Raw genomic sequence first — 13,110 nt, forward strand, 5'->3', positions numbered from 1 at the left:
TTCATAAAAAAAACCCGGCGTGATGAGCGCCGGGTTTTTTCTTTGGCAACGGGTGATCGAAATTACACCGAATAATACATATCGAACTCGACCGGATGCGGCGTCATTTCAAAACGCATCACCTCGGCCATCTTGAGTTCGATATAGCTGTCGATCTGGTCGTCATCGAAGACGCCACCGGCCTTGAGGAAGCCGCGATCCTTGTCGAGGCTCTGCAGCGCTTCGCGCAGCGAGGCGCAGACGGTCGGGATTTTCTTCAATTCCTTCGGCGGCAGGTCGTAGAGGTCCTTGTCCATAGGCTGGCCCGGATGAATCCTGTTCTTAATACCGTCGAGACCGGCCATGAGCATGGCGGCAAATGCCAGATACGGGTTGGCGCCCGGATCGGGGAAGCGGATTTCGACGCGCTTGGATTTCGGCGAAGAACCGAACGGTATGCGGCAGGAGGCCGAACGGTTGCGCGCCGAATAGGCGAGCAGGACAGGCGCTTCGTAGCCAGGCACAAGCCGCTTGTAGGAGTTGGTCAGCGGATTGGTGAAGGCGTTGATGGCCTTGGCGTGCTTGATAATGCCGCCGATGAAGTAGAGACAGCTTTCCGAGAGGCCGGCATATTCGTTGCCGGCAAAGGTCGGCTTGCCCTCTTTCCAGATCGACATATGCACATGCATGCCCGAACCATTGTCGCCGAACAGCGGCTTGGGCATGAAGGTGGCCGTCTTGCCATAGGCATTGGCGACCTGGTGCACGACATATTTGTAGAGCATCATCTTGTCGGCGTTACGCAGCAGCGCGTCAAATTTGACGCCGAGTTCGTGCTGCGCGGGCGCCACTTCATGATGATGCTTTTCCACCCGCACGCCCATCTCGGTCAGAACAGTGAGCATTTCCGAGCGCATGTCCTGGCAGGAATCGATCGGCGGCACCGGGAAATAGCCGCCCTTGACGCGCGGCCGGTGGGCAAGGTTGCCGGTCTCGTAGTCAGTGTCGTCGTTGGAGGGCAGTTCGTTGGAGTCGATCTTGAACCCGGTATTGTATGGGTCGGCCTTGAACCGGACGTCATCGAAAATGAAGAATTCGGCTTCCGGGCCGACGAAGATGGTGTCGCCGATGCCTTCGGCCTTCATATAGGCTTCGGCCTTTCTGGCGATGCCGCGCGGGTCGCGGTTATAGGCTTCGCCGGAGACCGGATCGAGAATGTCGCACAATATGACCATGGTCGACTGCGCGAAGAATGGGTCCATGTGAACGGTGTCGGGGTCCGGCATCAGAACCATGTCGGACTCGTTAATGGCCTTCCAGCCGGCGATCGAGGAACCGTCGAACATGACGCCGTCGGCGAACATGTCCTCATCGACCTCGGCAACGTCCATCGTGACATGCTGCAATTTGCCCTTGGGGTCTGTGAAGCGCAGGTCAACGAACTTCACGTCGTTTTCCTTGATCTGCTTGAGGATGTCGTTGGCTGTCGTCATGTGATCTTCCTGTGTATGACGTTAAAGAGAGTGCCCGGCAGAGCCGGTTCAGATGGCATCGATGCCGGTTTCGCCGGTGCGGATGCGAACCACTTCCTCGATGTTGGAGACAAAGATCTTGCCGTCGCCGATGCGGCCGGTCTGGGCGGCCTTGCGGATGGCCTCGATGGCCGCCTCGACGGAATCGTCACCCAGAACCAGTTCGATCTTCACCTTGGGGAGAAAGTCTACGACATACTCGGCGCCGCGATAGAGTTCCGTGTGGCCTTTCTGGCGTCCGAAACCCTTTGCCTCGGTCACCGTAATGCCTTGCAGGCCGGCTTCCTGAAGAGCTTCCTTGACCTCATCGAGCTTGAACGGCTTGATGATCGCTTCGATTTTTTTCATTTGGAAATATGCCTCCGCTGGAAGAAACGAACGGCCTTGCGCCGATTGCCCATATTCAAGCAGGAAGCGTGCCAGTTTGCGTTGTGAGCAAGAACTCGTCGCCTTTGACGTATTGGGCGCGGAAAAGTTGTGTTTCAGTCATGTTTTCAGGTGTTTGCAGCAAGACACTTTACACCACTACAAAGTCTGAAAGCGTGGCAGGCTATCGATTGTGCAATGCGCCTAGTTTTTAGGCAGATTGGATCGTTGCCGGAGCAGAGACCCGGTTCAGGCCGCAGCCGCGATATGATAGACAGGTCGATATTGAGACCTATCGAGGCGTCGCGCATGGCGCATGAAATTCTTACCCCCGCTGAAATGGCGCTGGTTGATAGGGCGGCCATAGAAGGCGGCCCGCTCAGCGGCATTGATCTCATGCACAACGCCGGTCATGCGGTTGCAGCACTTATCCTGGAGCGGTTCTCCGGAGCCGCCAAGGTCGACGTGCTGTGTGGGCCGGGCAATAATGGCGGCGATGGCTATGTCGTCGCGGGCCTGCTTTCGGACGCTGGGATGAATGTTGCGTTGTATGCACAGGGTCGGCCGCGCGTGGGCAGCGATGCGGCCATCGCAGCACGCGAATGCCCAATCCAACCTCAGCCGTTGGCCGATTACGAGCCCGAAGCCGGCTCTGTCATCGTCGATGCACTGTTCGGGGCCGGGCTGTCGAAGCCCCTGTCGCACGAGCTGTGCCGGATCGCGGAGGCGACTTCTTCACGCACCGTCGTAGCGGTGGATCTACCGTCGGGCGTTTCGGGCGAAACCGGAGTAATACTTGGGGCGGCTTTTCGCGCGGCAATAACCGTGACATTCACACGCAAGAAGCCGGGGCATCTGCTGCTGCCGGGCAGGGATTTCTGCGGCGAGGTGGTGGTGGCCGATATCGGCATTGGCGACCGGACAGTGGCTGCGATCGGTAGCGCCTGCGTGGAAAATACGCCCGCCGCGTGGATCGGCCATTTCCCGGCTCCAAATATCAACAGCTATAAATACAGCCGCGGCCATGTCGGCGTGTTTTCCGGTGGGCCGGCTGCGACGGGGGCCGCGCGGCTTGCTGCAATGGGGGCAGCAAGGATCGGGGCAGGGGCGGTGACCCTGTTATCGCCCTCCGCATCGACCGCCATTAACGCAGCGCATCTGACATCGATCATCCTGCGCGAGGCTGACACGCTAGAGGAGGTGCTGGCGTTCCTGGAAGCCCGTCGCCCGCACTCGCTCGTCTATGGGCCGGGCCTGGGCGCTGAAGCCGACGCGGGTGATTTCCTCCTCGCCATGCTGGCGAAAGCCGGCGGCTTGCCAAGCCTTGTCCTCGATGCCGATGGGCTTTCGACATTCGCCGGCCGGCCAGAGCTATTGTTCGACGCATTGCATAGGGACGGGGCTCCGGCCACGGTGCTTTCCCCGCATGAAGGCGAATTTCGCCGGCTTTTTCCGGACATTGCCGGCGAAAGCCAAATCTCGAAGCTGGAAAAGGCGCGGGCTGCGGCAAAGCGATCCGGAGCCGTCATCATCTACAAGGGACCCGACACCGTGATTGCCGCGCCTTCCGGTTACGCTGCAATCAACGGCAACGGTACGCCGCTTCTGGCCACTGCAGGTTCGGGTGACGTGCTTTCCGGCATCTGCGCCGGCCTGTTGGCGCAAGGCATGCCGCCATTCGAAGCGGCATGTGCGGCGGTGTGGGCCCATGCGGATGCTGCCTTGCGCTTCGGGCCGGGGCTGATCGCCGAAGACCTGCCACTAGCCCTGTTGCCCACCATACGAGAGTTGCTGCCAGCGCGTCAGGCCGAAAGGTGGAATACGGTTTTCGGAAAACCCGATGCTCAAACAAAGGGATAGATCGCCAATATCCGTCCGTTAGGACGCAATGCTATCCAACTCGGGCGTCGGGCTAGCCGACCCGCTCCATGAAGGCCATTGCGCCATGCGGTGCATGCACCTTGCCCGAGGTGATGAAATAGATGAACACATCTCGGGGCTTGACCAGTGCGGGTTCGTCCGGCGCAGCGAGTGGCAGGTCGCCCGGTGCCTTGCCTCCGGCCCACAACCTTGCGCGCGCGGCCCATGCATCCAGCGCGGAGGGTGGATAGCAGGTTGCTATCTCGTCGTGCCCGGTCTGCAGGCGCGCATAAACGAAATCGCCGGTCACATCGGCAATTGCCGGATAGGTGGCGTGATCGGCATAGACGATCGCGACATTATGCTTGCGCGCAAGCGCAACAAACTCCGGCACCACGAAGGAAGGATTCCGGACCTCGACAGCGTGGTGCAGTGGCACGCCATCCTGCTTTTCAGGCAGCAGGGAAAGGAAGGCACCAAAATCCTTGGCGTCGAATTTCTTGGTGGGTGCAAATTGCCAAAGGATTGGCCCGAGCTTTTCGCCGAGTTCCGACACGCCGGATTCCAAGAAGCGCATCATCGACTCGCCAGCCTCCGCCAGCACCCGCCGATTGGTGACGAAGCGATTGCCTTTCAGTGAAAAAACAAAGCCTTCTGGCGCTTCGCTTGCCCATTTTGCGAAAGTATTGGGCTTGAAAGACGAATAATAGGTGCCGTTTACCTCAATGGTGGGGACCTGACGGCTGGCATATTGCAGCTGCTTGGCCTTGGCGAGCTTCTCGGGATAGAAGGAGGTTTCCCAAGGCTCGAAGGTCCAACCGCCCATGCCGGCACGGATTTTTCCACTAGCCGTCATTTGATCCTCCACAAATCGATGCATGCGGAAATCTATTCCGCCGCTTCCGCCTTTCGTTTCGGCCGGCGCTCCAGCAATTCATTGAGGAACTGGCCGGTATAGCTGCGCGGCTCGCGGGCGATGTCTTCCGGCGTTCCGCCAGCCACTAGTTCGCCGCCGCCGTCGCCACCCTCGGGACCGAGGTCGAGTATCCAGTCCGCCGTCTTGATGACCTCGAGATTGTGTTCGATCACCACCACCGTATTACCGTGCTCGACCAGTTCGTGCAGCACTTCCAGCAGCTTGGCGACGTCATGGAAATGCAGACCGGTCGTCGGCTCGTCGAGGATATAGAGTGTCTTGCCGGTCGCCTTGCGCGACAATTCCTTGGCGAGCTTGATGCGCTGCGCCTCGCCGCCCGACAGCGTGGTCGCCTGCTGGCCGACCTTGATGTAGCCCAGGCCGACCTTGGCCAGCGTCTGCAGCTTGTCGCGCACCGCCGGCACTGCGGCGAAGAAGTCGACGCCTTCTTCCACAGTCATTTCAAGCACATCGGCAATCGACTTGCCCTTGAAGGTGACGTCGAGCGTTTCGCGATTGTAGCGCTTGCCATGGCAGACGTCGCAGGTGACATAGACATCCGGCAGGAAGTGCATCTCGATCTTGATGACGCCATCGCCCTGGCAGGCCTCGCAACGCCCGCCCTTGACGTTGAAGGAGAAGCGGCCGGGCTGGTAGCCACGGGCTTTGGCTTCCGGCAGGCCGGCAAACCAGTCACGGATGGGCGTGAAAGCGCCGGTATAGGTCGCCGGATTGGAGCGTGGCGTGCGGCCGATCGGCGATTGGTCGATGTCGATGACCTTGTCGAGGAATTCCAGCCCCTCGATGCGGTCATGTTCGGCCGGATGCTCTCTGCTGCCCATGATGCGGCGCGATGCTGCCTTGAAAAGCGTCTCGATCAGGAAGGTCGATTTGCCGCCGCCCGAGACGCCGGTGACCGCAGTGAACGTGCCGAGCGGGATTTCGGCCGTGACATTCTTCAGATTATTACCGCGTGCGCCAACCACCTTGATGCGGCGTGCCTTTTTCGGCTGGCGACGCTCTGCCGGCATGGCGATTTCGAGTTCGCCGGTCAGATATTTGCCGGTGATCGACGCGGGATTGGCCATGATCTCGGCTGGTGTGCCTTCGGCGATGATCTGCCCGCCATGGATGCCGGCAGCGGGGCCGATATCGACGACATGGTCGGCGGTCAGGATCGCGTCCTCGTCATGTTCGACCACGATCACCGTATTGCCGAGGTCGCGCAGATGCTTCAGCGTGTCCAGCAAGCGCGCATTGTCGCGCTGATGAAGGCCGATCGAAGGTTCATCAAGCACATAGAGCACGCCCGTCAGACCCGAGCCGATCTGCGAGGCAAGCCGGATGCGTTGGCTTTCGCCGCCCGAAAGCGTGCCGGAATTGCGCGAAAGTGTCAGATAATCGAGGCCGACATCATTGAGGAAGCGCAGCCGCTCGCGAATTTCCTTCAAGACGCGGACAGCGATCTCGTTCTGCTTTTCGTTCAGTTCGGCCGGCAGGTGCTTGAACCAGCTATTGGCAGCCCTGATCGACATTTCCGAGACCTGGCCGATATGCTTGCCGGCAATCTTGACGGCCAGCGTCTCGGGCTTCAGGCGATAGCCGTTACAGGCCGGGCAGGGGGTCGAGGACATGAAGCGCTCGATCTCCTCGCGCATCCAGGCCGATTCCGTCTCTTTCCAGCGGCGCTCCAGATTTGGGATCACGCCTTCGAAAGTCTTGGTCGTCTTGTAGGAGCGCAGGCCGTCATCATAATGGAAGGTGATTTCCTGGGTGCCGGTGCCGTAAAGAATCGCATTCCTGGCTTCTTCGTCCAGGTCGCTGAACTTGTCGGCAAGCTTGAAGCCATAGACCTTGCCCAGGGCCTCCAGCGTCTGCGCATAATATGGCGAGGTCGACTTGGCCCAGGGCGAAACCGCGCCGCCGCGCAGCGAAACATTGTCGTCGGGCACGACGAGGCTGGCATCGATGGCGCGTTGCGTTCCAAGGCCGTCGCAGGCCGGGCAGGCGCCGAAGGGGTTGTTGAAGGAAAACAGCCGAGGCTCGATTTCGGGAATGGTGAAACCCGACACGGGGCAGGCGAATTTCTCCGAAAACAGGATGCGCTCGTGCGTCTCGTTCTTGGATTTGTTGACCGAGTCCTCGGCCGTCTCACTGGCCGGCAGCGGCCGGTCGGCGAATTCGGCGACGCACAGGCCATCGGCCAGCTTCAGCGCGGTCTCGATCGAATCCGCAAGCCGCGTTCCGAGGTCGCCGCGCACGACGATGCGGTCCACCACGACGTCGATGTCGTGCTTGTATTTCTTGTCCAGTGCCGGGGCATCAGCGATCTCGTAGAAGGCGCCGTCGATCTTGACGCGCTGGAACCCCTTCTTCTGCAGTTCGGCCAATTCCTTGCGGTACTCGCCTTTGCGGCCACGCACGATGGGCGCCATGATATAAAGGCGCGTGCCCTCATCCAGCGCCAGCACCCGGTCGACCATCTGGCTGACCGTCTGGCTCTCGATCGGCAGTCCGGTGGCGGGCGAGTAGGGTATGCCGACACGCGCAAACAGCAGGCGCATATAATCATAGATCTCAGTGACAGTGCCCACCGTGGAGCGCGGATTGCGCGAGGTCGTCTTCTGTTCGATGGAGATTGCCGGCGACAGGCCATCGATCTGGTCGACATCCGGCTTCTGCATCATTTCCAGGAACTGACGCGCATAGGCCGATAGGCTCTCGACATAGCGCCGCTGGCCCTCGGCATAGATCGTATCGAAGGCGAGCGAGGATTTGCCCGAACCGGACAGGCCAGTCATGACGATCAGCGAGTCCCGCGGCAGATCGAGATCGACATTCTTCAGATTGTGTTCGCGCGCGCCGCGAACGGAGAGATATTTATGGTCGGCCATGCCGGATCCGCCGCCTCAATTCAAAAAGTTTCGGATTGGCTGGTTTGTCCGGCCAAACGCTCATGTAGGTATTCCTGCCGCGCTGTCGAGGCGGCCTGTCCACTGTCAGCAGGTTTTGCCGCTTTTGCGCCGGTGGAGCAAGCAAAAAGAACAAAGGCCGAACAAGTTCCTGACATCTCCTGAGAATAAAAAAAGCCGCCAGGAACGGCCAGACAGTGGCGTTGGATTGCCCGTCATTGTCGTCGTTTGCCGGCGTTTCAATCACATTTTGATCGGTCCCTCCCTTGGCTGTTGACGTCGGCAGGCCAATAGGGGCAGAGTTGCTTTCGTCATCCGAAGCCGAGCATCCCCTGATGCTCTTCGTCGCCAATGGGCAGTCTGCGAGACGCCGCAGGCAGGCGGATAGGTGCTACGGAAGACTTTGGAGCAACTGACAGAGGAGCGGAGGCATGACCCCACCTGACAGTCCCAAAGGGCTTTGCAACGGTGCAGAGCCGCATCAAGCCTAGCCCTCGGGTTTCCCCGATCAACGCAGGCTGATGTCCCCCTTGAAAATCAGAGACTGTAGTCGGATCGTCGGCTGACTGCCGCGTGCATCCGAAATCAAAGCCGGTAAACCACTCCCGGCAATTGGCTAGAATGCCATAAGGGCCTCGCGTGCACTTGAATGAGCCGCGAGGCCTTGGTTTGCCAGGTAGCGGACCGGCATGCGGCGGAGCGGAAACTACACACTTGAAACGGAGGCTCGTTTCGTTTAGAACAAAATAAGAACAAATGAGTTGTGGACAGTAGATCGAATTTTGATCCGCCCAGGGCATGGGCGGGCAACATCGTCTAGGGTGTAGCGACGTTGCTGCCGGTTGCGGTCAGCAGATATTCGGATGCGTATGGAGCAATGTCATGGCGGGTAGCGTCAACAAGGTCATTCTGGTCGGTAATCTTGGAGCGGACCCTGAAATCCGGCGCCTCAACTCCGGTGATCCGGTCGTCAATCTGCGCATCGCGACTTCCGAAACGTGGCGCGACAAGAATTCCGGCGAGCGCCGCGAAAAGACCGAATGGCATCAGGTGGTGATCTTCAATGACAATCTCGCCAAGGTCGCCGAGCAGTATTTGAAGAAGGGCATGAAGGTTTACATCGAAGGCCAGTTGCAGACCCGCAAATGGGAAAAGGACGGCATCGAGCGCTACACGACCGAGATCGTGCTGCAGAAGTTCCGTGGTGAGTTGCAGATGCTCGACTCGCGCGGCCAGAGCGAGGGCGGCCAGGTTGGCTATGGCGGCGGTGGCAGCCGTGGCTCGGACTTCGGCCAATCCGGGCCGAGCGACGACTGGCGCGGTGGCGGTGGTGGCAGCGGCAACCGGGGCGGAGGATCGTCACGCGATCTCGATGACGAAATTCCGTTCTGAGCCCGATTTGCGTTTGGGGATGTAAGCTCCGAAGCGGCTTTAAGGTGCCCCGAAAATTGAGCGCATAAGTCGATCCTGGCTTCATTGGGCATCGGAGCGGGTAGGGTAACCCGACCGAGACGTGGAGCTGTATTCGGTCGGGTCTTTGTGAATCCGGAACAGCGCGTCGGCAATTCCATGGGCGGTGCAGGCTACAGTAGCCTTCGCCTTGCCGCTGAACGCTGTTTCTTGTCCGGCTACTGTTGCTGGACCGATACGCCGGACTCGTCGATACGAAGTTCCACGCCGCTTGGTTTGGTTTCCTGCCGATACATGTAGATGCCGAGAACAATCACGACGACGACAAGCGCGCCGATGATGAAATAGAGCCTGTTCTGGTTCATGGTTCTGCCTGACAACGGTTTGGTTTGCGCGCCCCCGCTACCTTGGCGTGTATCGCAAGTCTTAAGCTGTTGCCAGTGCCCTAACGCCATCGGCCACGAACTGGACCGCCAATGCAGCAAGGATAACGCCGAGAAGGCGTGTGAGGATGGAGCGCCCGGTCTGCCCGAGCAGCCCATCAATACGTTCGGCAAGCACGAAGACAAGATAGGTCGCCAGCAGGCAGACGAGGATGATGCCAACCAGGGTCGCCTGCGCAGCCCATCCCTGAAACGAACCGGACAGGAGCACGGTTGCCGAAATGGCGCCGGGTCCGGCAATAAGCGGGATCGCCAGTGGAAAGGCGGCGATATTGTGGATGTGGTCGCGGGTGATTGCCACATCGGAGATCTTCTCCTTGCGGTCCTGCCGCTTCTCGAACACCATTTCGAAAGCGATGAAGAACAGCAGGAATCCGCCGGCAACACGGAAAGCCGGCAGCGTGATGCCGAAGACCGAGAGGATGGAGGCACCCGCAACCGCAAACAGCGCCATGACACAAAAGCCAATGATGCTGGCCCGGATCGACACCTGATGGCGTTGGTCGCGACTCATGCCGCGTGTCACCGCAAGGAATAACGGTGCAAGGCCGGGCGGATCGATGGTCACGAGAATTGTGACGAAAGCGTTGAAAATACTCTCGAAATTCGGCATATACGACCCCTCCGCGCAGGCAGGCTATAGCTATTGGCGAGCGCATTCCACCCTCACATCGCCGGGCGGCGTGCCTGCTACGCCCTGTTGGGCTGGGGCCATGGTGTCGCATGGCCGTTTGAATCCGATATCCGTTTGATTTTCCGAGGGAAATCAACGTTGGAAAAAACATGGCGGAATTGGAGAAATCCATCCCGTTCCTATATAAGAGGACGGTGATTCCCAAGAGTTCAAGTGACCTGATTTGACCGACCAGAAAATACCGGGTGGACCCGGCGGCCCCTCCGACATCGAGCCTGTCTCGATCATAGAGGAGATGCAACGCTCCTATCTCGACTATGCGATGAGCGTCATCGTCAGCCGTGCCCTCCCAGATGTCCGCGATGGGCTGAAGCCGGTTCATCGCCGTATCCTCTATGCCTCGCATGAGAGCGGCTATCACTGGAACCGCAAATATGTGAAGTCGGCGCGCCCGGTGGCAGACGTCATGGGTAAATATCACCCGCATGGCGACGCCTCGATCTATGACGCATTGGTGCGCATGGCGCAGGACTGGTCCTTGCGCGTGCCGCTTATCGACGGGCAGGGCAATTTCGGCTCGATCGATGGCGATCCGCCGGCGGCGATGCGCTACACCGAATCCCGCCTGACCCGGGTTGCGCATGAGCTTCTGGAGGATATCGACAAGGATACGGTCGATTTCCAGGAAACCTACGATGCCTCGGGCAAGGAGCCACGCGTCCTGCCGGCACGCTTCCCGAATCTGCTGGTCAATGGGTCGGGCGGCATCGCCGTCGGCATGGCCACCAACATCCCGCCGCACAACCTCATGGAGGTGTGCAACGGCGCCATTGCGGTCATCGATAATCCCGCGATCGATCTGCCTGCACTGATGGAGATCATTCCGGGTCCGGATTTCCCGACCGGCGGATTGATCCTTGGCCGGTCAGGCATCTACAGCGCCTATTCCAGCGGGCGCGGCTCCGTCATCATGCGCGGCAAGGTGGCGATCGAGCAGATCCGCAACGACCGCGAGGCGATCATCATCACCGAGGTTCCCTATCAGGTGAACAAGGCGACGATGATCGAGAAGATGGCCGAACTGGTGCGCGACAAGCGTATCGAGGGCATCTCCGATATCCGCGACGAGTCCGATCGACAAGGCTACCGCGTCGTCATCGAACTGAAGCGCGACGCCAATGCCGAGGTCATCCTCAACCAGCTTTACCGCTTCACACCGTTGCAGACCTCATTCGGCTGCAACATGGTGGCACTCAATGGCGGCAAGCCGGAAGTGCTGACGCTGACCGATATGCTGAAGGCCTTCGTGGCATTCCGCGAGGACGTCATCAGCCGCCGCACCAAGTATCTTCTGCGGAAGGCGCGCGACCGCGCCCATGTCTTGGTTGGTCTGGCCATTGCTGTTGCCAATATCGATGAGGTCATCAAGCTCATCCGTCACGCTCCTGACCCGCAAACGGCGCGCGACCAGTTGATGGAGCGCCGCTGGCCGGCAACCGATGTCGAGGCGCTGATCCGGCTGATCGACGATCCGCGTCATCGCATCAATGACGACGGCACCTACAATCTGTCGGAAGAGCAGGCGCGTGCCATCCTCGAACTGCGCCTGCAGCGCCTGACGGCGCTAGGCCGTGACGAGATCGCCGACGAGTTGAACACGATCGGCGAAGAAATCCGCGATTATCTCGACATATTGTCGTCGCGTGCCCGCATCCAGCAGATCGTCAAGGACGAGCTTGCCGCGGTTCGCGACGAGTTCGGTACACCGCGCCGCACCGAGATCACCGACGGCGGTTCGGACATGGACGACGAGGACCTGATCCAGCGCGAGGACATGGTCGTGACCGTCAGCCATACCGGCTACATCAAGCGCGTGCCGCTTTCGCTCTACCGGGCGCAACGCCGGGGCGGCAAGGGCCGTTCGGGCATGTCGACCAAGGACGAGGATTTCGTCACCCGCCTGTTCGTGGCCAATACCCACACGCCGGTGCTGTTCTTTTCCTCGCGCGGCATCGTCTACAAGGAAAAGGTCTGGCGCCTGCCGATCGGCAATCCGCAATCGCGCGGCAAGGCTCTGATCAACATGCTGCCGCTGGAACAGGGCGAGCGCATCACCACCATCATGCCGCTCCCGGAAGACGAGGCGAGCTGGGGTGAACTGGACGTGATGTTTGCTACGACCCGCGGCACCGTGCGACGCAACAAGCTGTCGGATTTCGTCCAGGTCAACCGCAACGGCAAGATTGCCATGAAGCTGGACGAGGAGGGCGATGAGATCCTCGGCGTCGAAACCTGTACGGAAAATGACGATGTGCTGCTGACGGTCGCATCCGGCCAGTGCATTCGCTTCCCGGTGGGCGACGTGCGCGTTTTCGCCGGCCGCAATTCGGTGGGCGTGCGTGGTATTTCCATGGCCGAAGGCGATCGCGCAATCTCGCTGACCATTCTGCACCATGTCGAGGCGACGCCGGCCGAGCGTGCGGCTTACCTCAAGCAGTCGACGGCCGAGCGTAAGCTGTCGACCGGTGATGAAGACGACATTTCCCTGACCAATGAGGAAGTCGGAGAAGAGACGACGCTGGCGCCGGAGCGTTATGAAGAGTTGAAGGCAAGCGAGCAGTTCGTGCTGACGGTGACCGAGCAGGGCTATGGCAAGCGCTCGTCATCCTACGACTTCCGTCTGACCGGGCGCGGCGGCAAGGGCATTCGTGCAACCGACGTATCGAAGACGGCGGAGATCGGGCGCCTGGTTGCGGCCTTCCCTGTAGGCGACGACGACCAGATCATGCTGGTTTCGGACGGTGGGCAGGTCATTCGGGTGCCCATTGGCGGCATTCGCATCGCCAGCCGTGCCACCAAGGGCGTGACTATCTTCAATACTGCGGATGGTGAAAGGGTGGTCTCGGTCGAACGGATTTCCGAAGCCAATGGCGAGGAGGAATCTGAAGGCGGGGAGGAAAGCGAATCTGCTGGCTTGGACGGGAATTCGGCTTCTATTGCAGGGGAGCCTTCGAGCTAGACTGCATGACCGTGACGGCCTCGATTGGCGAGGCCGTCG

The 13,110-nt window shown here is 59.9% G+C and carries 10 protein-coding genes; 4 read left to right on the plus strand and 6 right to left on the minus strand.

The genetic code is table 11. The features are described 5' to 3' along the window. Nucleotides 1-62 precede the first annotated feature (62 nt). Complete coding sequence (gene glnA / locus EET67_RS13615; protein ID WP_128626735.1) at nt 63-1,472, minus strand: type I glutamate--ammonia ligase; 1,410 nt, start codon at nt 1,470-1,472, stop codon at nt 63-65. A 48-nt stretch (nt 1,473-1,520) separates the two neighbouring features. Continuing rightward, nucleotides 1,521-1,859, minus strand: coding sequence for a P-II family nitrogen regulator (locus EET67_RS13620; protein WP_128626736.1), 339 nt, complete (start codon nt 1,857-1,859; stop codon nt 1,521-1,523). Between the two features lie 327 nt (nt 1,860-2,186). On the opposite strand from EET67_RS13620, the gene EET67_RS13625 reads away from it, so the two are divergent. After that, nucleotides 2,187-3,737, plus strand: a complete 1,551-nt coding sequence (locus EET67_RS13625; RefSeq protein WP_128626737.1) for an NAD(P)H-hydrate dehydratase — start codon at nt 2,187-2,189, stop codon at nt 3,735-3,737. Between the two features lie 52 nt (nt 3,738-3,789). Here the strand turns inward: EET67_RS13625 and EET67_RS13630 are convergent, their stop codons facing one another. Continuing rightward, nucleotides 3,790-4,593: a DUF72 domain-containing protein gene (locus EET67_RS13630; protein ID WP_128626738.1), complete on the minus strand. Its 804-nt coding sequence runs from the start codon at nt 4,591-4,593 to the stop codon at nt 3,790-3,792. Between the two features lie 32 nt (nt 4,594-4,625). Next, a complete protein-coding gene (gene uvrA, locus EET67_RS13635) occupies nt 4,626-7,547 on the minus strand; it encodes an excinuclease ABC subunit UvrA (protein ID WP_128626739.1) in 2,922 nt (973 codons plus the stop codon). Between uvrA and EET67_RS13640 the strand changes: the two genes are divergently transcribed. Beyond that, nucleotides 7,536-7,730: a hypothetical protein gene (locus tag EET67_RS13640; protein ID WP_128626740.1), complete on the plus strand. Its 195-nt coding sequence runs from the start codon at nt 7,536-7,538 to the stop codon at nt 7,728-7,730. The two genes, uvrA and EET67_RS13640, sit on opposite strands and share 12 nt — an antisense overlap. A gap of 717 nt (nt 7,731-8,447) precedes the next feature. Continuing rightward, nucleotides 8,448-8,957, plus strand: a complete 510-nt coding sequence (ssb, locus tag EET67_RS13645) for a single-stranded DNA-binding protein (protein ID WP_128626741.1) — start codon at nt 8,448-8,450, stop codon at nt 8,955-8,957. 236 nt (nt 8,958-9,193) lie between these two features. On the opposite strand, the gene EET67_RS25655 is transcribed toward ssb, so the two are convergent. Beyond that, a complete protein-coding gene (locus EET67_RS25655) occupies nt 9,194-9,340 on the minus strand; it encodes a hypothetical protein (protein WP_165899903.1) in 147 nt (48 codons plus the stop codon). 61 nt (nt 9,341-9,401) lie between these two features. Next, nucleotides 9,402-10,031 (minus strand): MarC family protein, encoded by a 630-nt coding sequence (locus EET67_RS13650; RefSeq protein ID WP_128626742.1) that lies wholly within the window; start codon nt 10,029-10,031, stop codon nt 9,402-9,404. 244 nt (nt 10,032-10,275) lie between these two features. Here EET67_RS13650 and gyrA point away from each other — a divergent pair, with 244 nt between their 5' ends. After that, nucleotides 10,276-13,071, plus strand: a complete 2,796-nt coding sequence (gene gyrA / locus EET67_RS13655; RefSeq protein WP_128626743.1) for a DNA gyrase subunit A — start codon at nt 10,276-10,278, stop codon at nt 13,069-13,071. The last annotated feature ends 39 nt before the right edge of the window (nt 13,072-13,110 follow it).

It is taken from the genome of Borborobacter arsenicus, assembly GCF_003934165.1.
In the GTDB taxonomy this organism is placed as follows: domain Bacteria; phylum Pseudomonadota; class Alphaproteobacteria; order Rhizobiales; family Rhizobiaceae; genus Pseudaminobacter; species Pseudaminobacter arsenicus.